The 22110-nt window shown below is 70.8% G+C and carries 24 protein-coding genes; 14 read left to right on the top strand and 10 right to left on the bottom strand.

Going from position 1 to position 22110, the window contains the following annotated elements; translation table 11 throughout:
- Positions 1-51: 51 nt before the first annotated feature.
- The gene (locus ACFWY5_RS28865) at positions 52-2826 is read right to left on the bottom strand and encodes a BTAD domain-containing putative transcriptional regulator (RefSeq protein ID WP_379635571.1); all 2775 of its coding nucleotides are present in this window, start codon (positions 2824-2826) and stop codon (positions 52-54) included.
- 97 nt (positions 2827-2923) lie between these two features.
- On the opposite strand from ACFWY5_RS28865, the gene ACFWY5_RS28860 reads away from it, so the two are divergent.
- A complete protein-coding gene (locus ACFWY5_RS28860) occupies positions 2924-3364 on the top strand; it encodes a carboxymuconolactone decarboxylase family protein (RefSeq protein WP_379614306.1) in 441 nt (146 codons plus the stop codon).
- An 87-nt stretch (positions 3365-3451) separates the two neighbouring features.
- Here ACFWY5_RS28860 and ACFWY5_RS28855 read toward each other — a convergent pair whose 3' ends face one another.
- Positions 3452-4540, bottom strand: coding sequence for an FAD-dependent oxidoreductase (locus tag ACFWY5_RS28855; protein WP_379635569.1), 1089 nt, complete (start codon positions 4538-4540; stop codon positions 3452-3454).
- A gap of 26 nt (positions 4541-4566) precedes the next feature.
- Between ACFWY5_RS28855 and ACFWY5_RS28850 the strand changes: the two genes are divergently transcribed.
- Positions 4567-5115 carry a TetR-like C-terminal domain-containing protein gene (locus tag ACFWY5_RS28850; RefSeq protein ID WP_379614310.1) on the top strand — a complete coding sequence of 183 codons (549 nt, stop codon included), beginning with the start codon at positions 4567-4569 and terminating at the stop codon, positions 5113-5115.
- Positions 5116-5120: 5 nt separating this feature from the next.
- Here the strand turns inward: ACFWY5_RS28850 and ACFWY5_RS28845 are convergent, their stop codons facing one another.
- Entirely contained in the window at positions 5121-5717 is a 597-nt protein-coding gene (locus tag ACFWY5_RS28845; protein ID WP_379635568.1) for a hypothetical protein, read from the bottom strand.
- A gap of 150 nt (positions 5718-5867) precedes the next feature.
- On the opposite strand from ACFWY5_RS28845, the gene ACFWY5_RS28840 reads away from it, so the two are divergent.
- Positions 5868-6335: a hypothetical protein gene (locus tag ACFWY5_RS28840; RefSeq protein ID WP_379614314.1), complete on the top strand. Its 468-nt coding sequence runs from the start codon at positions 5868-5870 to the stop codon at positions 6333-6335.
- Here ACFWY5_RS28840 and ACFWY5_RS28835 read toward each other — a convergent pair.
- Both ACFWY5_RS28835 and ACFWY5_RS28830 read right to left on the bottom strand, forming a co-directional pair.
- Complete coding sequence (locus tag ACFWY5_RS28835) at positions 6326-6673, bottom strand: VOC family protein (RefSeq protein ID WP_379614316.1); 348 nt, start codon at positions 6671-6673, stop codon at positions 6326-6328. The two genes, ACFWY5_RS28840 and ACFWY5_RS28835, sit on opposite strands and share 10 nt — an antisense overlap.
- A 79-nt stretch (positions 6674-6752) precedes the next feature.
- On the bottom strand, positions 6753-7496 hold the full coding sequence (locus ACFWY5_RS28830; RefSeq protein WP_379635566.1) for an SDR family oxidoreductase: 744 nt from the start codon (positions 7494-7496) through the stop codon (positions 6753-6755).
- A 49-nt stretch (positions 7497-7545) separates the two neighbouring features.
- Between ACFWY5_RS28830 and ACFWY5_RS28825 the strand changes: the two genes are divergently transcribed.
- The 3 genes from ACFWY5_RS28825 to ACFWY5_RS28815 all read left to right on the top strand — a co-directional run bounded on the left by ACFWY5_RS28825 (position 7546) and on the right by ACFWY5_RS28815 (position 8901).
- The gene (locus tag ACFWY5_RS28825; RefSeq protein WP_379614320.1) at positions 7546-8118 is read left to right on the top strand and encodes a TetR/AcrR family transcriptional regulator; all 573 of its coding nucleotides are present in this window, start codon (positions 7546-7548) and stop codon (positions 8116-8118) included.
- Positions 8119-8230: 112 nt separating this feature from the next.
- Positions 8231-8671, top strand: coding sequence for a DUF5994 family protein (locus ACFWY5_RS28820; RefSeq protein ID WP_379635564.1), 441 nt, complete (start codon positions 8231-8233; stop codon positions 8669-8671).
- Positions 8668-8901, top strand: a complete 234-nt coding sequence (locus tag ACFWY5_RS28815; RefSeq protein ID WP_379635562.1) for an STAS domain-containing protein — start codon at positions 8668-8670, stop codon at positions 8899-8901. Before ACFWY5_RS28820 ends, ACFWY5_RS28815 begins: the two co-directional genes overlap by 4 nt.
- A gap of 12 nt (positions 8902-8913) precedes the next feature.
- Here ACFWY5_RS28815 and ACFWY5_RS28810 read toward each other — a convergent pair whose 3' ends face one another.
- Together ACFWY5_RS28810 and ACFWY5_RS28805 are read right to left on the bottom strand one after the other, a co-directional pair.
- Positions 8914-9147 carry a hypothetical protein gene (locus ACFWY5_RS28810; RefSeq protein ID WP_379614326.1) on the bottom strand — a complete coding sequence of 78 codons (234 nt, stop codon included), beginning with the start codon at positions 9145-9147 and terminating at the stop codon, positions 8914-8916.
- Between the two features lie 64 nt (positions 9148-9211).
- Entirely contained in the window at positions 9212-9709 is a 498-nt protein-coding gene (locus ACFWY5_RS28805) for an ATP-binding protein (RefSeq protein ID WP_379614346.1), read from the bottom strand.
- Positions 9710-10019: 310 nt separating this feature from the next.
- On the opposite strand from ACFWY5_RS28805, the gene ACFWY5_RS28800 reads away from it, so the two are divergent.
- Positions 10020-10337, top strand: a complete 318-nt coding sequence (locus tag ACFWY5_RS28800; protein ID WP_379635560.1) for an STAS domain-containing protein — start codon at positions 10020-10022, stop codon at positions 10335-10337.
- 198 nt (positions 10338-10535) lie between these two features.
- On the opposite strand, the gene ACFWY5_RS28795 is transcribed toward ACFWY5_RS28800, so the two are convergent.
- The gene (locus ACFWY5_RS28795) at positions 10536-10949 is read right to left on the bottom strand and encodes a VOC family protein (protein ID WP_379614330.1); all 414 of its coding nucleotides are present in this window, start codon (positions 10947-10949) and stop codon (positions 10536-10538) included.
- Positions 10950-11047: 98 nt separating this feature from the next.
- Positions 11048-12199, bottom strand: a complete 1152-nt coding sequence (locus ACFWY5_RS28790) for a GDSL-type esterase/lipase family protein (protein ID WP_379635558.1) — start codon at positions 12197-12199, stop codon at positions 11048-11050.
- 442 nt (positions 12200-12641) lie between these two features.
- Between ACFWY5_RS28790 and ACFWY5_RS28785 the strand changes: the two genes are divergently transcribed.
- A complete protein-coding gene (locus ACFWY5_RS28785) occupies positions 12642-15062 on the top strand; it encodes a M4 family metallopeptidase (protein WP_379635556.1) in 2421 nt (806 codons plus the stop codon).
- Between the two features lie 47 nt (positions 15063-15109).
- Here the strand turns inward: ACFWY5_RS28785 and ACFWY5_RS28780 are convergent, their stop codons facing one another.
- On the bottom strand, positions 15110-15832 hold the full coding sequence (locus ACFWY5_RS28780) for a TetR/AcrR family transcriptional regulator (RefSeq protein WP_379635554.1): 723 nt from the start codon (positions 15830-15832) through the stop codon (positions 15110-15112).
- Positions 15833-15920: 88 nt separating this feature from the next.
- On the opposite strand from ACFWY5_RS28780, the gene ACFWY5_RS28775 reads away from it, so the two are divergent.
- From ACFWY5_RS28775 to ACFWY5_RS28750, 6 genes are all read left to right on the top strand, one after another.
- Positions 15921-16862, top strand: coding sequence for an ATP-binding cassette domain-containing protein (locus tag ACFWY5_RS28775; protein WP_379635552.1), 942 nt, complete (start codon positions 15921-15923; stop codon positions 16860-16862).
- Positions 16859-17677, top strand: coding sequence for an ABC transporter permease (locus ACFWY5_RS28770; protein ID WP_379619154.1), 819 nt, complete (start codon positions 16859-16861; stop codon positions 17675-17677). Before ACFWY5_RS28775 ends, ACFWY5_RS28770 begins: the two co-directional genes overlap by 4 nt.
- A gap of 6 nt (positions 17678-17683) precedes the next feature.
- Positions 17684-18199 carry a DUF1707 domain-containing protein gene (locus ACFWY5_RS28765; protein WP_379619152.1) on the top strand — a complete coding sequence of 172 codons (516 nt, stop codon included), beginning with the start codon at positions 17684-17686 and terminating at the stop codon, positions 18197-18199.
- A gap of 80 nt (positions 18200-18279) precedes the next feature.
- Positions 18280-20091: a penicillin acylase family protein gene (locus ACFWY5_RS28760; protein WP_379635550.1), complete on the top strand. Its 1812-nt coding sequence runs from the start codon at positions 18280-18282 to the stop codon at positions 20089-20091.
- Positions 20088-21266: an MFS transporter gene (locus ACFWY5_RS28755; protein ID WP_379635548.1), complete on the top strand. Its 1179-nt coding sequence runs from the start codon at positions 20088-20090 to the stop codon at positions 21264-21266. The genes ACFWY5_RS28760 and ACFWY5_RS28755 overlap by 4 nt, the downstream gene beginning before the upstream one ends.
- A complete protein-coding gene (locus tag ACFWY5_RS28750; RefSeq protein WP_379635546.1) occupies positions 21259-22110 on the top strand; it encodes an alpha/beta fold hydrolase in 852 nt (283 codons plus the stop codon). The genes ACFWY5_RS28755 and ACFWY5_RS28750 overlap by 8 nt, the downstream gene beginning before the upstream one ends.

Here is a 22110-nt window from a genome sequence, read left to right as displayed (position 1 = left end):
ATATCGACCGACCGGTCGGGCGGCAACTGTCGGGGTCGCCGGGCGGCCTGCCTACCCAGCGCGTTCGAGCAGGGCCCGCACCTCGTCCGCCTCGGGCACGCCGAGCTCGCCGTACAGGTCAAGGGCCAGCCGCCCGTGCTCGCGGGCCTGGCCGGAGTGCCCCAGCGTGAGGTGGGCGCGGGCCAGGCCGTCGTGCGCGCGGGCCTGCTCAGGCCGGTTGCGGGAGGCGTCGGCCAGCGCGAGCGCCGCCGCGTGCTCCTCGACCGCCCGTGCGGGATCGTCGGCCGCCTCGGCCAGCCCGTTGAGCGCGGTCGCCTCGTCGGTGATGTTGCCCAGCTTGCGGTAGAGCGCGGCGGCCTCCTGGTGCCGGGTGCGCGCCTGGTCGAGCAGGCCCTGGTGGCGCGCGACGACGCCGAGGTGGTTGAGCACCAGCGCCTCGCCGCCCGGGTTGCCGATCTTGCGGTGCAGCGCCAGCGCCACGTCGAGGTGCCTGCGGGCCTCCTCCTGGCGCCCGGCCCGGTCGAGGACGAGGGCGAGGTAGCCGAGGACGTGGGCCTCTCCCCACGTGTCCGCGCCGATGCGGGTCAGGTCAAGCGCCCGCTTGAGGTACTGCTCCGCCTGCTCGTCCTGGCGCCTGCGCTGGGCGACGTTGCCCAGGGTCAGCAGGGCCCGCGCCTCCTCGTGCGGCTGCTCGCACGCCTCCAGCGCCTGGTTCGCGTGCGCCTCCGCCTGCTCGTAGCGGCCGAGGCGCCAGTACGTCCAGGACAGGTCGGTCAGCGCCTGCGCCTCGAAGCCGTGGCTGCCGAGCTTGCGACTGCGCCGCAGGACCAGGTCGTGCAGGGTCAGGGCGTCGTCGTGGTGCGCCTGCCGGTCGAGGTACGGCCGCAGCGCCAGGCCCATGAACCCGAGGCAGACCTCCGGGCCGTGCAACGCGGTCACGATGATGTTGGAGCGCTCGGCGTCGAGCCAGGTGAGCGCCTCATCGGCGTCGCGGATGGGCGGAATCGGGGACTGCGGCTGCGGGATGCCCTCGCGCTGCACGATGCTGTCGGGGAAGAGCCGGTCCATCGCCGCCCGCGAGCGGTGCAGGTAGTAGACGAGCAATTGCAGGATCGCGCCGTCGTCGGCGCCGAGCGAGCGGGCGTGCTCGCGCAGCAGGTCGTGGAAGGTGTACCTGCCGGGTTCGAGCTGCAGGAGCATGTGGGCGTCCAGCAGGCTTTCGAGCAGTTCCTCCGCCTCGTCCTCGGGAATCCCGGCCAGGGCGGCGGCGCCGTTCGGGTCGATGTCGCGGCCGGGGACCAGCCCGAGCAGGCGGAACATCCGCTGCTCGTCCTCGTGGAGCTGCTCGTAGGAGATGCTGAACGCGGCCGACACCCCGTCCAGCAGCCGTCGCTGGTCGCGCAGTTTGCCGGCCAGGTAGGCGACCGTCCAGCGCTGGCGGTGCTGCAGGCGGGCCGCCGAGATCCGGATGGCGAGCGGCAGGTATCCGCACAGCTCCAGCACCTCGCGGACCGCGTCGGGTTCGTCCCGCGCGCGGTCGCCGACGATCCGGCCGAACAGCTCGACGGCGTCGCGCTCGCCCAGGACCTCGACGGACAGGGCGCGGGCGCCGTCCAGGCCGACCAGTCGCCGCCTGCTGGTGACCAGGACGAGGGTGTCTGAGCCGCCGGGCAGCAGGGGGCGTACCTGGTCGGCGTCGAGGGCGTTGTCCAGGACGACGAGCACCCGGCGGCCGGCCAGCTCGGCCCGCCACAGGGCGCTGCGCTCGGCCGGGGTCGCCGGGATCTGGTCGACGGGCACGCCAAGCTGGCGCAGCAGGGCCTCCAGCGCGGCGGCGGAGTCGACCGGCGTACTGCCGGCCGTGTGGGCCTGCAGATCGAGGAAGAGCTGGCCGTCCGGGTAGCGGCCGGTCAGCTGGTGCGCCACGTGTACGGCGAGCGCGGTCTTGCCGATCCCGGCCATGCCGTCGATCGTGACGAGCGCCGCCTCCTGCTCGTCGGCGAGCCGTTCCAGCTCAGCGGTACGTCCGGAGAAATCCGGAATGTCGTAAGGCAGGAAGGTCCGCCGCGGCGGCGCGGCCGGTGCCGGCGGCTGGACGGGTTCGGCGGCCTCGGCCAGGCGCAGCGAAGGATCGTCGTTCAGCACCGCCCGCTCCAGCTCGGCGAACGCGTGCCCGGGGTCCAGCCCCTGCTCGTCGGCCAGCGCCGTACGGTAGGCGCGCGCCGCGGCCAGGGCGTCGGCCTGCCGGCCCGAGCGGTGCAGGGCCAGGACCAGGTGGCCGTTCAGCTTCTCCCTGATCGGGTTGGCGGTGACCTGGGCGGCCAGGTCGTCGAGCAGTTCCGCGTGGCGACCGGCGGCCAGTTCGGTCTCGGCCAGGCGTTCGTAGGCGGTCAATCGCCGGTCGTTCCAGAGGTCGCGGGCTCCGGCGACATAGTGCGCGTGCACGTCCTCCAGGGCTTCGCCGTTCCACAGCTTCAGCGCCCCGCGCAGGTCGCCGAGCGTCACCAGTTCGGTGAACTCCTGCGCGTCCACCTGGCCCTGCGCCGGGTTCACGACGTAGCCGCCGGCGCGGGTCTCCAGCAGGTCGCCGTCGCCCGCGCCGCGCAGCGCCTTGCGGATCGCGGTGATCGAGGCGTGGACCTGTGAGCGGGCGGTGTCGGGCTGGTCGTAGCCCCACATCGCCTCGATCAGCCGGTCGATGCTGATGACCCGTCCGGCATTCAGCAGAAGGTAGGCCAGCACCGCGCGATGACGCGGGGCGATGCCCGCGAGCGGACCCCCGTCGACGATCACCTGGACCGGCCCGAGAAGCGTAAACCGCACCATTGTCACCCCATCGTCGACGCATAGCGAATGTATCAACTCGGGCGACCAATCTGTTCTCACAGCAACAACGACGAAAGAGGACAAAATGGAAGCCCGGATGAAGAACCCCGCGACGATCATTCCCGCCGCGATGAAGCCGATCATGGAGCTGATGAAGGCCGCGCAGTCGCAGGGCCTGCCCCAGGAACTGCTGGAGATGATCCACCTGCGCGTCAGCCAGGTCAACGGGTGCAGCTTCTGCGTCGACGCCGGCCTCAAGAACCTGCGCAAGCTCGGCGAGAGCGACGACCGCATCGGCCTGGTCGCCGCCTGGCGCGAGGCCCCGTACTACACCGACTCCGAGCGCGCCGCGCTGGCGCTGGCCGAGGCCGCCACCCGGCTGGCCGACCGCCCCGATTCCGTCTCCGACGAGATCTGGAACGACGCCGCCGACCACTTCGACGAGCAGCAGCTCGCCGCGATCCTGCTCATGATCGCCACGACGAACCTCTTCAACCGCCTCAACGCCCCGATCCGCCAGGTCGCCGGCACCTGGTAAAACCCCGTTCGGAGCTCACCATGGACGTCGCCGCGGTCATCGGCACCGGCCACGCCTGCGGGCGCCTGGCGCTCAAGGTCCTCTGACTCACGCCATGGCCGAGAGGTACCCGCTCGACTTGCGGATCCACCAGGAGTACAGGACGCTCATCGGCCCGCCGGGCATCTTCCTGCCCGGCCGGTTGGCGATCTCGTCACCGGCCAGCCTGGCGGGCAGGCGCAGTTGCCTGGACCGGGTCCGCTCGTAGCCCCGCAGGTCACCGAGCGAGCGGGTCAGCAGCCAGGCGTCTTCGATCGCCTGGTTCGTGCCCTGGGCGAGGCTGGGGGGCATCGTGTGGGCCGAGTCGCCCAGAAGCGTGGTGGGCCCGCGCCCCCAGACCGCCGGCACCTTGTGCCGCCAGTGCGGGAACGCCTCCATCTCGGTCACCGACGACAGCACCTCGGGGACCAGGCCCTTCCACTCGCCGAAGACCTCCTTGAGCCGGCCGATCGGGTCGACCTCGTCCAGCCAGAGCGGACGGCCGGGCCCTGTGCGCAGCTCGAACCAGTTCAGCACCCTGCCGGGTCCCGCCGGGGTCAGGCCCATCATGCCCTCCTTGCCGGTGATGACCAGGGAGCGCCCGGTGTCGACCAGTTCCAGGGGTACGTCGGCGAAGGTCTGCCAGGTGACCCATTCGGTACGCCGGGCCGGATCCTCCTTCCCCAGCGCGCGCCGTACCGCGGAGTTGCGGCCGTCGGCGCCGATCAGGACGTCGCCGCGGACCGTGCTCCCGTCGGCCAGCGTGACCTCGGCCCGGTCGGGGTCGACCCCCACGACCTCGCTTCCGTAGCGGACCGGCACCCCTTCGACCAGGCGTTCGACCAGGTCCCGGCGGGCGATGTGCACGCTGGGAGCGCCGTAATCGCGTTCGGGACGCAAGAGGTCGATCTTCATCAGCGGTACGCCCTCCGGCGACCATCCCTCCAGCACCGTCAGCCGGCTGCCCAGGTCGGTCGGGTCCGCCCCGAGCTCGCGCAGGATACGGATCGAACCCGGCCACAACGTGACGGAGCCGCCCTTCGTCCGCAGCTCCGGCGCCCGCTCAAGGATCTCCACGTCGTGTCCGGCGGCCGCGAGCGAGCGCGCCGCGACCAATCCACCCGGTCCCGCGCCTATGATGATGATTCTGATACGCATAGTATCTGATACTAGGAGTCTCACTTATGGCGCGCAAGCCCGATCCGGAAGTCGACGTCCGCATCAAGCAGGCGGCGACCACTCTGATCTTCACGAAGGGCCTGGACTTCACCATGGACGAGGTGGCCGAGGCCGCCTCCGTGGGCAGGGCGAGCGTGTTCCGCCGCTACGCCACCAAACGGGACCTTCTGCTGGCCGCGCTCGGCTCGGCCATGGACGCCAAGGTGGCGATGCCCGACACCGGATCGTTCGCCGGTGACCTGCGCGTGGTCGTCACCGAGACGATGGAGGCCTGGAAGGCCATGGGCCACACCGCCAGGCAGATGTACGGCGAGGCCGGCCGCGACCCCGCCGTGGCCGAGATCCTGCGCGAGGCGATGCGGTCGAGGATGGCCCGCTCATGGGAGATCTACGACAACGCCCTCGCCCGCGGCGAGGTTCGCGAGGACGCCGACCTGTGGCTGCTGAGCGACATGTTCGTCGGCGTGGTCGTCTACCGGGGCCTGCTGGAGAAGGAGCTGCCCACCGTGGAGGCCGTCGTCGAGGCCCTGCTGCACGGCTTCGCCCCCCGCTGACCCGCTCAGCAGACTCCGGGCAGCGAGCAGACCTTTGCGGCCATCTTCCTGGCGTCCTTGGTCAGCCCGCCCGGGTTGTAGGAGCCGTCGGAGGTCGTGTAGATCATCAGGGCGCTGCCCCTGCGCGCGACGACGCCGGTGATCGTCTCGTTCACGCTGCCGTCCTGCCAGGTCTGGTAGCCCATTCCGATCGACTCGTCGCCCGCCTTGGCCGGGCTCGTCCGCCACCGGATCCTGAGAGCGGGGGAGGCCGGGTCCCCCTTGCGCGCGCACCGCTTGACCTCGGCGCGCAGCTGGGCGAACGCGGCGTGGGCGGCGCGCGAGCTCTTGTACAGGACGAGTTGTTCTGACGCGCCGCTCGGGGCGCTGGTCCAGAGCGTGATCGTGCGGGCCGCCAGGCGGCCGCGGTCGGCGGCGCGCCGGTGGACGCACGGGTTCAGCTCCAGCGGCCTGGTGAGCTTGTCGCTGATCTTGTAGCCCTGCTCGTAGGCCTCTTCCGGAGTCTGGGTCTTGCGCGCGGCGGGCTCGCTGAGCAGGAAGTTCCTCGGGATCTCGGTCGCCGGTGAAAGGGCCAGCACCAAGGAGAGCGTCACAGTGATCATGCGGGGTTGGACTCCGCCGTGAAGCCTTTGGTTCGCCTCACCGCTTGGCGCACAGGGTGTTCTCGACCAGCCGGTCCATGGCCTTCAGCCGTCCGGAGGGGGTGATCACCTCGCTGAGCACCCTTGTCTCCATCCCATACCGTGGGAGGAATGCGCGGAAAGATCGAAGCAGCACTGGAAAAGACGTACGGCACGGCCCAGCCGTGGGAAGAGCTGGCCGGAGGCGCCATCCGCGGGTACGCGGTCGACCTCCCGCGCCCCCACTGGCACCTGATCACCATCGGGACGGGCCGGCACGGCTACGAGCTCAGCCTCCGCGTGGCCCGCGGCCCGGCGGACGCCGCCCCGCCCGACTGGTGCGTCAGCATCCTGCTCGACCTGCGCGAACAGCCTCTGGCCCCCGGCCACCTCACGCGCATGAACCCGAGAGGATCACTGACGGCGCTGGCCCTGACCGTGGACCCCGAGTTCGACGTCCTGGACACGCTCACGTTCCTGCAGGTCGCCGCGCTCACCGAGGCCGAGTACGAGCGGGCGCGGACAGGTCACGTCATCCCGACCCTGTGGCGGATCGGCCAGGACGTGCCCCTGCACATCATCGACCCCGCTCAGCGATGACTCAGCACGTTGATCACCCGGCCGTTGGGGTCACGCACGAAGAACCGCCGCACGCCCCAGTCCTCGTCCCGCAGGTCGTGCACGATCTCGGCGCCACTCGCCCGCACGGCCGCGTACGCCGCGTCGACGTCGTCCACCTCGACGCTCACCTCCGGCGTGACCGGGGCGGTCTTGTCACTGGTCATGAAGCTGATCTGCGCCGCCGGGGCGGACGGCGAGGCCAGCGTCACGATCCACCCGTGGTCCATGACCTCCTCGAACCCCAACAGCCCGTAGAACTCCCGGCTCTCCCGCACGGCCTCCGACTGGATGACGGGCATGACGCGGCGAACGGACATCGAAACTCCAAATCTGTAGGGAAGGTCTTCCCCGAAGGGCGGTGCCCCGGCCGGAGGACCCCCAACCGCTCCCCGGCGATCAACTGACGCGCGGCCCCAGGTGTATGCCGCCGCTGGCGTCCACCACCTGGCCGGTCACCCAGCGCGCCGCGTCGGAGGCGAGGAATCCCACCACGTCGGCCACGTCCTCGGCCCTGCCCACCCGGTCCAGCGCCGTGTGGCTCGCGAAGTAGGCCGACGCCTCCGGGGTGAAGAGCGAGGCGTTGGCGCTGGTCCGGGTGGCGCCCGGGGCGACGACGTTCACCGTGATGCCGCGGCTGCCGAGCGCCTGGGCCAGGGAGAGGCTCATGGTCTCCAGCGCGCCCTTGGTCATGGCGAAGGAGGTCTGCGTGGGATAGGCCATGCGGGTGGCGACGGTCGAGATGCCGATGATCCGCCCGCCGTTCCGCATGAGGGGCAGGAGCCGCTGGATGAGGAAGTACGGGGCTTTGACGTTGACCGCGAACAACCGGTCGAACTGCTCGGGGGTGTCCGTCTCGATCGGCCCGGCGGGCGGCGCGGCGGCGTTGTTGACCAGGATGTCCAGCTCGCGCTCCGCCAGCGCGTCGGCCAGTTCGCCCACCCCGGCCATGGTGGCGAGGTCGGCCCGCACCGCGAAGGCACGCTCGCCGATCCCGTCGACGGTCTCGGCCACCTCGGCCTCACTGGTGCTGTAGTGCACGGCGACGCGGGCGCCGTCGGCGGCGAGCCGTTCGGCGATGGCCCGGCCGATGCCGCGCGAGGCTCCGGTCACCAGCGCGGTCTTGCCGATCAGTCGTGTCATCGGATCCTCCGGAAATGTTAGTGACTACCACTTTGGTACTGTCTACCACATGACAAGCCTGCGCGACCGGCGCCGTATCGAGACGAGACAGGCGATCCAGGCGCACGCCATCCGCCTCTTCCTCGACCAGGGCTACGACGCGACGACCGTGACCGGTGTGGCCGAGGCGGCGGGCGTCTCCGCGATGACCGTGTACCGGCACTTCGCCACCAAAGAGGACCTGGTGCTGTACGACGACTACGACCAGGTGACCGCCGCGACCGTCGCCGCCCGGCCGGAGACCGAGTCGCTCCACGAGCGGATCGGCCTGGCCCTCGTCGAGATGGCCGCCACTGCGATCGCGGCCGAGAAGGCCATGCTGCTGGCCCGGCTGAGCCTGATGATCTCCGTCCCGGCGCTGCGCGCCCACCACCTGGACAGTCAGTACGCCACCCAGTCCGCGATCGTCACCGCGCTCTGCGGCCCGTCTCCGGACCCCGCCGAGGAGTTCCGCGTACGCGCCACCGCCGGGGCCTGCCTGGGCGCCACCCACGTGGCCCTGGTGCGCTGGGCCGAGAGCGACGGCCACGCCGACCTGCCCGGACTGATGCGCCAGGCCCTGGGTTTCGCCTTCGAAAGGTGAGGTAAAGTGCGAGTACCGAGGACAAATCGAGCGTCGGCACTCAGGTCGGCGTCGCCCCCGGCGATTCGCCACCGGCCCGTTTGCGCGGGCCCGGACAGGTCAGGCGACGAACATGACGCCGACACCACAACCGCTCCACCCCGTCCTGCGGCTCAGCCTCGACCCCGCGCCCGGCCGAAGAGCCGTCGTGGACGGAGCCTGGTGGCCGCGCTCCCGCGACGCCGCCGTGGAGTTGCCCGGCCTCATCACCGCCGTCGACCAACGGCTGGGGCGCACGACGTTGCTGGTCGGCCTGTACCCGGGCGCGTGGAGGCAGATCCCGGACCGGATCCCGGCACCCGGGCGGCACGTCCGCGTCGGCCGCTTCCGCGACGCGGACCCACACGTGGTCGTGCTGTTCTTCGCCGCCGTCGAACCGGTGGCCCTGCTGCTCATCCCGCCGGACACCGCCGCCGGGCCCGCCGAGAGCGCCCTGATGCGCGCCGCCCGGCACACCGCCGACCTGACCGCCGACGATCTCCTCGCCCTCACGTGCCTGCCGACCGCGGTGTGATCCCGCATCGGCTTCTCCGAAAGGAGACCCTTCATGGCCGTCATGTCCGGTATCGCCGTTCCGCCGGCACCGACCCGTTCTGCGACGCCTCCGGCCTGGCCGTCCTGGTCGGGATCCAGCACCGCGCCAGGCCGCTGGGCATCACGGTGGCGCTGACCGCGCCCCGTCCGTTCATGTCCCGGCTCCTGCGCATGACCGGCCTGGACCGTAGCCTGCCGGTCATGACCTGACCCGGGTACGGCTCAGCAGGGCGTGAAGAAGACCCGCAGCGTGCCGTTCAGGGTTCCCCACTGACCCGCGGGCTGGTTGCAGCCGAACCAGCGCTGCCCGATGACCTGTTCCCCGCTGTAGTAGGTGAAGACGATGAGGTTGTCGCCCCCCGGCGGAGGAGGAGGAATGGCGTGCGCCGGGGTCGAGCCGAGCGCGAGCACGCCGGCGGCCAATACCGCCGCTAAAACCCCTCGCCTGATCTTCATGAAGTTCCTCCCGGGCTTTCCCTGTGGATGATCCGACATCAAGGTAACCCGGCCGGTGGCATTTTCAGCGGGTCCATTCGGTGCGGAATTCAGTTTCCGGCGGCGGCGGGCTCGTCCGGACGCGCTTCATTCCGGTTCCTTCAGCGGGAAGTTCGACCGTCAGATGGATGACGGTGCCTTCATCGCCGGTGGTGATGTCGACGCTGCTGACCAGATGATGGATCAGCCACAGTCCGCGGCCGCCCAGCGCGTCGGGACTGATCCGGGAGACGTTCAGCCCGTCGAGCGGAATGCCGGGGCCGCGGTCGGAAATCGTGCAGTGCACGTGACCGTCGCTGCGCCACAACTGGATCTCGCCGTGATTGCCGGCGTGCTTCACCACGTTGGCGACGCTCTCGTGTACGGCCAGCACGAACTCGAGCAACCGGGCGCCGTTGAGGCCGAGGGATTCGGCGTGCTCGGCCGTCGCGTGCCGGATCATGTGCAAGGAGGAGCCGGCGAAACGATCCGCCAGCAGGAATGGCTTGCCGTGCTCGGGGAGCGGCGATTTCGCTGCGGTCATCACAGACCCTCACCGTTTCACCAAGTGATGAGACAGTTCGCCCGCCGGGGTCTGGGGCGGTTCACATTCTCTCCGCCATAGTGGCGGTCTTACAGTCGCTCGCAGGTGAATTATCCGGCCTGACTGACCGACGGTCAAGGTCGCGATTACCGGATGGGTCCGCTTGCCGCCAAGAGGTGTAATCTACTTGGAGACTCGAAGTAAGATCTCTTCTTTTCTGATCTTCCGTGTCGTCTGGACCTCGCGCACGTCGGATGCCGGTCGGGGCGACCGGCTCCGCGTTGCCGCCTGGGATAGTGGAAGATCATTCATGGACGCACTGACGCTGACGACCCGAGAGCGGGACGGCACGGCCACGGTCAGCGTGGCCGGCGAAATCGACATCGCCACCATCGGGCAGTTGCGCCGGTACGTGCTGGAGATCGTGGCCCGGGGCGTGCGCCGGGTGGTGCTGGACATGACGAAGGTGTCGTTCATCGACGCGGCCGGACTGGGCGCGATGGTGGGGCTGGCGACCGTGGCCGCGCAGGGAGGCGTGTCGCTGGGGCTGGGCGAGGTCTCCGCGGCGGTGACACGGCTCGTGGAGCTGACCGGCCTTGGCGACCGCTTCGCCGTACGGGCTGGGTGACCGTCCTGGACGCGGCGGGCGCACTGCCCGACCAGCGCGGGGCGCTGTCCGACGTGTCTTTCGTCGTACGGCGGGCGGCCGCGCACCGGCCCGGCCGCCCGAAGCGGAGCCGCCGGTCGTCCGGGGCGCTCATGCGGGTTCCTTCGGCGATGACTACGACGTCATCGCCTTCGTGGGGCCCTGGCGGAACGGGGGGCTTCACCCGCTGACGACGTCCACGACCCAGGTGACGCCGAACCGGTCCGTCAGCATCCCGTAGAGGGGCGCCCACTGCGCGGGGCCGAGCGGCTGCTGGACGGTCGCGCCGTCGGAGAGCTTCTCCCAGTACGCGGCGACCTCCTCGGCGGTGTCACCGCGGAGCGAGACGAAGAACGCGTTCTCCCCCTGGTTCCAGGGCAGGCGCGACGGGACGTCGTATGCCATGACGCGAAAGCCGCTGTCGGCGGCCACCTGGCCCCACATCACCTGGTCGGCCTCGGCGGGGTTCTGGACGTTTCCCGCGTCCTTGTACGTGATCGCCACCATCTGGCCGCCGAAGACGGACTGGTAGAAGGTGAGCGCCGCCTGGGCGTCGCCGCGGAAGTTCAGGTGGGTCACAGAATTGACGGACATGATCGGCTCCTTGCTTGTCGGTTCCTTGGTGCGACCCACTCTCGCAAGGGAAGCGGCCAGGATGTGGCCGCTTCTTGGGCCGGTTCTCGGGCCGCTTCTCAGGCCGATCCGAAAGGTGCGCCGGGGGCGAAGGCCGCGCGGGTGAAGTTCTCGCCGATTCTGCGGTGCCCTGCCGGGTCGGGGTGGACCTCGTCGGGCAGCGGGAGTTCGGCGTAGTCCTTCTCGCCGTAGAGGTCGCGGCCGTCGAGGTAGTGCAGGTTCGGGTCGTCGGCCGCCCGCCGTTCGATGATCTGGGCGAGTACGTCGCGGATGACGTTGAGCGTCAGCCGCCCGGCGGCGCGGTCGGCCGGATCGCCCGTGGCCCTGAAGCGCAACGTCCCCGTGGAGAAGTCGGGCGCCAGCGGGCCGGGGGTGTCTTCCTGGACCGGGCACAGGATCGCGGACACGACCAGCAGCGGCGTGGCCGGATGCCCCTCGCGGATGGTGTCGAGGAAGCCGTGGACCGCCGGGATGAAGGCGCGCAGGCGCATGGCGTCGGTGTTGACGAGGTTGATGCCGATCTTGACGCTGACCAGGTCCGCCGGGGTGTCCCGCATCGTGCGGGCGGTGAACGGGTCCAGCAGCGCGCTGCCGCCGAACCCCAGGTTGACCAGGTCCACCCCACCCTGGGCGGCGGCCAGGGCGGGCCAGATGCCGGTCGGGTGGGCGGCGTTCGAGCCGTGGCTGATGGAACTGCCGTGGTGCAGCCACACCCTGCGACCGCTGGCGGGCGCCGGCTCGACCGGGGCGTCGGTGCGCAGGGCGATCAGCTCGGTGGGCTCCGTGTGCGGAAGCCAGATTTCGACGCTCTTGTCGCCCGCGGGCAGTTCGGGGAACCGGGCGGTGCCGGGTGGGCCCTGGTGTAGCTCGGCGGTGCCGGTGGCCATGTCGATCATGCGGACGTTGCCGCCGGTCACCGTGGCCTGGGCGGTGAGGTGGCCGTCGACGAGCAGGTCGTAGACGCCGTCGGCCGGGGCCGGCAAGCCGCGGTAGGCCCGCTTGGTGGGGAGTGTGTCCAGTTCGACGGTGGTGGCGCGGGTGCGGAAGGCCAGCCGTACGCCGGATGGCTGGGCTTCGGCGACGGCGAGCTGGTCGTCGGGGATCTGCCGGCGTGCCCAGGCGGGCAGGCGGTGCGGCAGCAGTCCGTGCGCGGTGCGTTCGACGTCGATCGCGCCGCGCAGGAGGTCCGCGGTGATGGGTGTGCTGATCATGACTCCACCTGTGGATCAGGTTGCGAGGGTCCAAGCTAGGACTATTATGCATCTACCTAGTCATCCTAGGCAACCGGATGTGAGCAGGGGCAGTGAGGTGCAATTCCGGTTGCCTTTACTTGTCAATACTCGGCGGAGCCAGAAACGGGCGACAAGAAAGGCCGTAACGGATTACGGGCACGCCGCACCAAGCGGAAAGTGCCTGTTCAGCGAGCTTTGGGCGCTTTTGGACCGATACAGCATCTGTTGTCGATGAATTTCCAAGTATTTCCGCACATATTGACGCCCTTTTAGATCTCACGTCAGATGCAGGAAGCTCCGTCTTCCTCCCTTCCTGATCGATCACCGCGGAGCGACGCCAGAGATCTCTGGGGAGATCTCGCACACCCCCCGGCGGCCGACGTACCCCCAGCCGCGGCCGCTCACCCAGAAGGAGCACCGCGTGAAACGCAAACTCGCGTTAGCGCTCGTCGCGAGCACCACCAGCCTGCTCGTGGCGATGTCGGCCTCGATCGCCTCGGGCCAGACCGCCCTGGCGGCAGAGACCGCCGCACCTCCGGACCCGGCCACCGCGGCCGTCCAGGCGGCCGACCGCCTGGTGGAGTCCGAGCCCGGCGTTCTGCGCGCCTCACCCAAGGACGCCTTCGTGCGCCAGGGCGTGACCGCCGGTCAGAACGGACTCAACTACGTCTCCTACGCCCGTACCCACGCCGGTCTGCCGGTGCGCGGCGGTGACTTCGTCGTCGTGACCGACTCCACGGGCGGCGTGCTGAGCACGTCCATCGCGCAGACCCAGCCGCTGGAGGTCGCCACCAAGCCGGCCATCGGCGCCGACCGGGCGGCCGACGTCGCGCGCGCCCTGGTTCCCGAGGTCGCCTCGGTCTCCGCGCCGCAGCTCAGCGTCTTCGCCGAGGGTGCGGGACGCCTGGCGTACGAGGTGCGGGTCGACGGCACCGACAAGGGACGCGAGACGAAGCTGCACGTGTTCGTCGACGCCGTGAACGGCCAGGTCATCGAGAAGTCCGACCTGGTCATGGACGGCACCGGCAACAGCTACTACAACGGCAACCCGGTCACCATCGGCACCTCCGGCTCGGGCTCCAGCTTCTCGATGACGGACCCGGTCCGTACGGGCATCAGGTGCGGCGGCCAGGACGGCGCGGCGTACACCGGGACCGACGACAACTGGGGCAACGGCTCCGGCACGAACCTGGAGACCGCCTGCGTGGACGTGCTGTTCGGGGCGGGCAAGGAATGGGACATGCTCAGCCAGTGGCTGGGCCGTAACGGCATCAACGGCACCGGCGGCGGCTTCCCCGCACGCGTCGGGCTCAACGCCGTCAACGCCTTCTGGAACGGCAGCTACACGAGCTTCGGCCGCTCCCAGGACAGCCAGCGCCAGGTCACCCCGATGGACGTCGTCGCGCACGAGTACGGCCACGCCATCTTCCAGAACACCCCCGGCGGCTCGACCGGCAGCAACGAGAAGGGCGGCCTCAACGAGTCGACCGGTGACATCTTCGGCGCGCTGACCGAGGCGTTCGCCAACCTGCCCGCCAACCTCGACCCGCCCGACTACAGCGTGGGCGAAGAGGTCAACCTGACCGGCAGCGGCCCGATCCGCTACATGCACCAGCCGTCGCTGATCTCCGGCCACCCCAACTGCTACTCCTCCTCGGTGCCGAACCTGCCGGTGCACACGGCCGCCGGCGTCCAGAACCACTGGTTCTACCTGCTGGCCGAGGGCACCAACCCGACCAACGGCCAGCCGCAGAGCCCGACCTGCAACTCCACCACCCTGACCGGGATAGGCCCGCGCAAGGCCGGCCAGATCTTCATGGCCACGCTGCTGCGCAAGACCGCGACGTGGACCCACTCGCTGGCCCGCAAGGCCTCGCTGGAAGCCGCGATCCAGTCGTTCCCCGGCTCCTGCGCCGAGTTCGACGCCACCAAGGCCGCGTGGCTGGCCGTGAGCGTACCGGCCGCGGCGGGTGAGCCGGCCTCGTGCCAGGGCGGCGGCCCCGGCTTCTCGATGGAGCTGAATCCGACGTCGGCCACCGTACAACCTGGTCAGACGACCACTACGACCGTGAGCACGACGACCACCACGCCACCCGCGCAGACGGTCACCTTCTCGGTCTCCGGACTGCCCGCCGGCGTGACGGCGACGTTCAGCCCGTCGAGCGTGACCTCGGGCGGCTCATCGACGATGACGATCAACGTGGCGACGGGCACCCCGAGCGCCACCCACAACCTCATCGTCACCGGTGACGGCACCTCGATGGACCGCACCGCCCCGTTCACCCTGAACGTGGGCACGGTCAGCAACGTGGTCTTCAACGACACGTTCGAGACCTCGCTCGGCTGGACCACGAACGCCTCCGGCACCGACACCGCCACGTCCGGCGCCTGGGAGCGGGGTGACCCGGCGGCCACGAGCTCCGGCGTCACACTGCAGCTCGGCACCACCGTCAGCGGCGTCAACGACCTGGTGACCGGCCGCCTGGCCGGCAGCGGGGCGGGTACGCACGACGTCGACGGCGGGGCCACGAGCATCCGCTCGCCGGAGATCGCGCTGCCGTCCGGGACGCTCACGATGACGCTGTCGTGGTACCTGGCGCATCTCAGCAACGCGAGCAGCGCCGACTACTTCCGCGTCCGCGTGGTGTCCGGCTCGACGAACACCGTCGTGCTGCAGCAGCTCGGCTCGGCCGCCAACCGGGCCGGCGCCTGGCAGTCCGCGACGATCAACCTGTCCTCGTTCGCGGGGCAGACCGTCCGGCTGCTGGTCGAGACGGCCGACGCGGGTACGGCCAGCCTGATCGAGGCGGGCGTGGACGACGTGAAGATCACACGTTCCTGACCGCCATCCCGTAAGGGGGTCCCGGCGCCCAGCGGGCGCCGGGACCTCTAGCCTCGTGCGGGAAGGGCCGTGGCGATGAAGTCGAGGACGCGCTGGAGCCCGTCCCTGAACTGGTCGTCACGGCTCAGGTGCGGGTGCCGCGCCTCCATCACGATCTTGGTGAAGATCGGGTACTCCCCGCTCTTCACCAGCCCTTCGATGTACGGGTAGTTCCGCGTCATCCACTCCGACTCGCTGAGCCCGCTGCGGCGGACCTCCTTGGCCGAGCTGATCTCCTCGCGGACCGTGCCCTCGATGTAGCTGTTCAGCATGGCCATGAGGCCGAGGTTCTCGTCGATGGAGACGAAGGGGTCGAGCACTCCCATCATCCGTTCGATCAGGAGCAACTGGTTGGGGCCGAAGCTGGGAAGTGACCGCTGCACGGCGCCGATCCAGGGGTGCCTCAGCCACATGGCCCGCAGCCCGTCGGCGTAGCGGGTCAGGTCGGCCCGCCAGTCGCCCGAAGGCATGCCCGTGACGTCGACCTCGCCCTGCATCCGGTCGGCCATGAGCTCGACCAGGTTGTCGCGGCTCGGGACGTACCGGTAGAGCGACATCGCGCCGGCGCCGATCTCGGCGGCGATCCGCCGCATGGTGGCGGCCTCCAGCCCCTCGGTGTCGGCGACCCGGATGGCCGCGTCGGTGATCTGCGCGCGGCTGTAGCCCGGCTTCGGCCCGCGGGCCGGGCGCTCGGGCAGCATCCAGATGTTCACGTACTCGGCGTCGGTCACCGCTCCACCCTTCCCTACTTGCGTACATGGTACCCAGTAATTTACTCTGGCCGCCATAACCGCGTACAACGTACCCAGTGGAGGGGTCATGGCTGATCCGATCGTGGTCGCCGAAGGGCTGCACAAGTCCTTCGGCGACACCCATGCGCTGCGGGGGCTGGACCTGAGCGTCCCGAAAGGAACGGTCTGCGGCGTGCTCGGCCCCAACGGCGCCGGGAAGACAACCGCGGTACGCATCCTGGCGACCCTGTCCGACCCCGACGCCGGCCACGCCCGCATCGCCGGATACGACGTCGTCCGCGAGGCCGGCAGGGTACGCGCCAAGATCGGGCTCGCGGGCCAGTACGCCGCCGTGGACGAGAAGCTCACCGGCCGCGGCAACCTGCGCATGTTCGGCCGCCTCTCCCACCTGTCCCGGGCCGAGGCGCACCGGCGGGCCGACGAGCTGCTCGACCGCTTCGGCCTGATGGACGCCGCCGACCGGCAGGTCACCGGCTACTCCGGCGGCATGCGCCGCCGCCTCGACCTGATCACCAGCCTTATCCTGCGTCCCGAGGTGCTCTTCCTGGACGAGCCGACCACCGGCCTCGACCCGCGCAGCCGCGGCGAGATCTGGGAGAGCATCCGCGAGCTGGTGGCGGACGGCACGACGGTGCTGCTCACCACCCAGTACCTGGACGAGGCCGACCAGCTTGCCGACGACATCGCCGTCGTCGACCACGGAAAGGTGATCGCCACCGGCACGCCCGACGAGCTGAAGGCCACGATCGGCGACCGCCTCGACGTCACCCTCGAAGACCCCGCCGCGACGCCTGAGGCGGCGACCGTCCTGAACACGCTGGCCGGCACCGAGCCCACCACGGCCGACGGCCGGCTCACCGTCGCCCTGCCCGCCACCGGCCCGCGCCTCGCCGACATCGTGCGCGGGCTCGACCACGCCGGAGTCGCCGCCGCCGACGTGAGCCTGCGCCGCCCCACCCTCGACGAGGTGTTCCTGCGCCTCACCGACCGCAAGGAGACCGTCCGATGACCGCCCTCACCTCGCCGCTCGGCCGCCTGCGCTGGACGTTCACCGACGGCATGACCCTGATCGGCCGCGAACTGGGACGGCTGCGCAACAACCCCGGCGAACTCGTCGTGGCGCTGATCTTCCCGGCCGTCATGGTGGTGCTGTTCGGGTACGTCTTCGGCAGCGCGATCCAGGTGCCGAACGGCGGTGACTACCGCGAATACCTCATGCCCGGCCTGTTCGCGATGGTGACCTTCTCCGCGGTGATGGGGGTCATGACGCGCATGGCCGGCGACGCCTCCCGCGGCGTGATGGACCGCTTCCGCTCCATGCCGATGGCGCGCCTGGCGGTGCCGTTCGGGCAGACCGGCGCCGACCTGCTGATCGGCCTGCTGATGCTGGCCATCATGGTGGGCGCCGGCCTGCTGGTGGGCTGGCAGCCGCACAACGGCCTGATCCCCACGGCCCAGGCGTTCCTGCTGATGATCGTGCTGCGGTACGCGCTGAGCTGGGCGGGCGTCTACGTGGGCCTGGCGGTGAAGAACGAGCGGATCGCCGACGCGATGGTGCCGCTGTTCCTGCCGTTCACGATGTTGTCCAACGCGTTCGTCCCGACCGGCGGCATGCCCGCCTGGCTGCGCTTCCTGGCCGACTGGAACCCGGTCAGCGCCCTCACCGCCGCCTCCAGGCAACTGTTCGGCAACCCGGGCGCCCCGTCCGGCGACGTGGCCTGGCCGCTGGCGCATCCAGTGGCCACGGTCCTGCTCTGGTCGGCGGCGCTGCTGGTGGTGTTCGTCCCGCTGTCGCTGCGCGCGTACTCACGCTGGGGGCGGTGACGCGTGATGATCAAAGAACGCGTGATGGTCGAAGAAGCGGACCGCGATACGGCGGTGCGCCGCGTGCAGGAGGCGTACGCCCAAGGGCACCTCACCCACCAGGAGATGAACGAACGCCTGCACCGGGCGCTCACCGCCGAGACCCCCGGCGAGCTCGCGGCCGTGCTGCCGGAGGGCGAGGAGCCGGCGGGCACGATCACCGCCGCCGGCGGGCTCATCCTGCGGCGCGGCGCCTGGCGGGTGCCCAGAACGCTCAAGGTGGAGTCCGCGCTGGCGCGGGTGCGCCTGGACCTGTCGCGCGCGGTCATCGACCATCCCGTGATCGACATCGAGCTGCGGCTCGGCACCGGCGCGGCCGTGATCACGGTCCCCCGCGACGCGACCGTGGACCTCGACGGCCTGACCGCCGGTTGGAAGGACCCCCGCTACAAGGCCGGGCGGCACGGCACGGCCGGACCGACGATCCGTATCTCGGGCGCCATGGGACTCGGACGCCTGACGATCCGCCACGCCCGCCGCTGAACCCATCGGCCAAGGGTGCGGGCAGGTTCTTGGCCGATCGGACAAGGTTCGGCGCCATCTCTTCACGCACTGTTGACCCCATGGACAATTCGTGGGGCTCGGTGCGCATCCACCGCGACCCGTACGGCACGCCGCTACTCGACGCCACCAGCGAGCCCGCCGCCTACTTCGGCCTCGGCTACGCCCAGGCCCAGGACGACCTGCCGGGCGTGCTGCGCCAGTACCGGCTGGTCCGCGGCGAGCTCGGTGAGCCGGAGCGCGATGCCAACCAGCGCCGCTGGCAGGTGCTCGAAGAGGCCAGGCGCGGGTTCGACAGCCTCCCGGCCGGCCTGCGCGAGTGCTATGTGGCGTTCGTCGCCGGGATCGCGGCGTGGATGGACGAGCACCCGGCCGAGGTGCCCGCGTGGGCGCCGCCGCTGGAGCCCGCGCTGCCGATCGGCGTCAACCGCACGGTGATGTTGTACTGGATCATCGTCGACGCCGTCACGGCGCTGCGCGCGGCGGGCATCACCCCGGCTGCCCCGGCCTCCGAGCTGGACCTCGCCCTGGTCCCGCCCGGCTCCAACGCCTGGGTGCTCAGGCCGTGGCGGACAGCCGGCGGGGAGACGATCCTGGTCAGCGACCCGCACCTGCCCTTCGGCGGCGCCTTCGAGATGTACGAGGCCGTCGTCAAGGGCGGCGACCTGCACTACACCGGGTTCGGCTTCCTGGGCGCGATGCTGCCGCCGCTCGCCCACAACGGCGACGTGGCCTGGGGCCTGACGACCGGCGGGCCGCGCGTGTCCGACGCCTACCGCATCGAGGTGGACGGCGACGTCTACCGCTACGACGGCGAGACCAGGAAGGTCCTGGAGTACGAGGGTCATGCCCACGTGCTGCACAACGGCGTGATCGCCCCGGTCGTGGCCAGGGACGACGCCGCCGTCTACGTGGTGTGCACGCCGTACATGGGACGGGCCGGGCAGACGGAGCGGCAGTTCATGGCGATGCTGCGGGCCCGTGACACCGGCGAGCTGCGCGCGGCGCTGGACGCCTGCGACTTCCCGCCGCAGAACCTGCTGGCGGCCGACTCCGCGGGCGACTGCTTCTACCTGCGCACCGGCCGGGTGCCCGTGCGCGGCTTCGAGGAGAGGGGCGTGCTGGACGGCAACACCTCGGCGACCGCCTGGCAGGGCATCCGCCCGGCCGCCGAGCTGGTGCAGCTGGCCAACCCCGTGTCCGGATATCTCCAGAACTGCAATACCGCGCCCGACACGGTGGCACCCGACCCGGCGCTGTCTCCGCAGCACTGGCACCGCGACGCCTTCAACGACGAGGCGGGCCGCGACACCAGCAGAGGACGGCGCAGCGTCGAGCTGCTGAGCAGGGCCTACGCCACCGACGTCGAGGAGGTGACCGCGTGGGCGATGGAGGACCGCTGGATGGACACTCCGCTGTGGCAGGCCAAGCTCGCCGATGCCGCGGCGGCCGACCCCGCGCGCGTCGCCGGGTGGCCCGGCGGGCATCGCCTGCTGCTGCGCAGGCTGCTCGGCTTCGACGGGCACGCCGGTCCCGGCTCGGTGGACGCGATGGTCTGGCTGGCCTGGCGCTCGGCGGGTGAAGATCCGCTCGACGCGCTGGAGAAGGTGGCGCCGGCCGTACCGGATGAAACGTATGGTGCGGCGCACGAGCTCGCGCCCGGGGTGCCCGGTCGCGGGGGTGCGCTGCTGGAGCTTGAGGTGCCGCTGCGCGCCACCTACTTCGCCGGCGGGCGGGCCTATGCGGGCGGTCCCTGTCTGCGGATCGTGGCTTTCGGCCCGTACGGCATGCGGTCGTGGAGCGTGTCGATGCCCGGCCAGGCCGAGTTGTACGGCCGCGGCGAGGTCAAGCCGATCGTGTTCGACCCCTCATGAGGCTCTATCCCGTCCTGGCCGTCGGCATGCTGGCGATCACCGACGCCTTCGTCAACCAGGCGCTCAGCGTGCTCGCGCCGGACATGACCAGCTCGCTCGGCGTCTCGGCCGGCGCGCTCGCCACGTTGCTGGCGATCCAGCTGCTGGCCGTCGGAACCGCGCCGTTCCTGATGGCCGCGCTGGTCGGCGGCCGGCCGCGGCGCGCGGTGATCTCCATCGTCACCGGCTTCGTCTGGAGCCTGTCGACGATCGCGATGGCGTACGCGAACAGCGTCTGGATGGTCGGCGTGCTGCTCGTGCTGAGCGGCCTGGCCAACGGCAGCCAGCTCGCGCTGCACTCCCCCCTCCTGGCCGACCTGTACGAACCAGCCGTCCGTGGCCGGGTGCTCGCCCTGTACGGCGCCGCCACCCCCGCCGGGGCGATCCTGAGCCCGCTCACGGTCTCGGCGCTGGCCGGATGGCTGGACCTGGACTGGCGGACCGTGTTCGTGGTGCTCGGCCTGGTGTCGATGCTGGGCTGCCTGTTCGCGCTGCGGCTGCGCGACCCGGGCATCGGCCGGTTCGAGGCCCCGGCGGGCGGCGGCGGGCTGCTGCGGTCCAGGACGTTGCGGCGGGTCTTCGCGTGCTTCGTCGCGTTCGGCATGCTGCTGGTGCCCGCGGCGACGTTCCTGTCGGTCCATCTCAAGGAACGCTGGGGGCTGGAGACCGAGGCGCGCGGGATCTTCACCGCGGTCTGCTCGGCCGCGACGATCGTGGTGCTGGTGACGCTCGGGCGGCGCCTCGACGGGATCTTCAGGTCGGACCCGCGCCGCGTCCCTTACGTGATCGCCGTGCTCCTGGCCTGCTGCGGCGGGGCGTTCGCGCTGGGAATCAACGCCCCGAACGTGGTGTTGTGCCTGATCGCGTTCTTCGTCGGGCTGATGCTGACGCCGCTGATCCTGCCGATGATCACGTTGATCATGGTCTCGGTGACCGCGCCCGCGCAGCGCGGCTACACCGCCAGCTTCTTCGGCATCAGCCTCGCGGTGGGCGGGCTGGCCGGCGCCTGGCTGATCGGGTCCGGCGGCGCCCTGGGGATGGCGATTCCGGCGCTGGTGGCGGGCCTGATCATCGCCTCGGCCGCGCGCACGATCCAGCATGATCTTGTTCCGGTGAAGGAGAATCTCAGTGTCTGACGTCTTCGGCGACTCCAGGTACGCGACGCTGCCGGACGGGCGGCGGCTGCACCACGTGACCCAGGGCTCCGGCGGGCCGGTCGTGGTGTTCGAGTCCGGGCTCGGGGCGACCCGTACCGAGTGGGGGCTGGTGCTGCCCGCCCTGGCCAAGCACACGACGGTGGTGGCCTACGACCGGGCCGGGCTCGGGCGCAGCGACCGCGATCCGGCCCGGCGCGACCTGGAGCGCATGGTGGCCGACCTCGGGCACCTGCTGGATCACCTGGGGGCGGGGCCGTACATTCTGGCCGGTCACAGCCTGGGCGGGCCGATCATCCGCGGCTACGCGGCCGCGCACCCCGAGCGGGTGGCCGCGCTCGTGCTGATCGACCAGGCGGCCGAGGACCTGGACATCTACTACGCGCGGCGCACCAGGGCCGCCGCCCTCGCCCTGCAGTCGGCGCTGATCGTGCTGTCCCGGCTCGGCGTCAAGACCATCACCTCGGAGGTACGCCGCATCCTGCGCCTGTTCCCGGCGGACATGCGGGCAGAGGCGGTGGCCGAGATGACGCGCACGTCGGAGTTGCGGGCCACCCGGGCGGAGTACGAGGCGCTCGCGGAAGGGCTCGCCCGCCTGCGCGACTCCACTCGCCCGCTCCCGCCGGTGCCCGTGACGGCCATCAGCGGCGCGCTGGCCCCGAGCGCGATCGAACGGCGCGTGCGGCCGGACCTGATCGCCAGCCATCAGCGGCTCGTCGCGGCCCTCCCTTACGGCAGGCACGTCGTGGCGGGGAAGTCCGGGCACATGGTCCCGCAGGACGAGCCCGAGCTGGTGATCGAGGAGATCGTCCGCCTCCTGCCGTGA

Origin of the sequence: Nonomuraea sp. NPDC059007 (assembly GCF_042740555.1) — a bacterium.
GTDB lineage: Bacteria > Actinomycetota > Actinomycetes > Streptosporangiales > Streptosporangiaceae > Nonomuraea.
The sequence above is the reverse complement of the archived record's forward strand: the minus strand, read 5'-3'. Positions and strand labels throughout refer to the sequence as shown.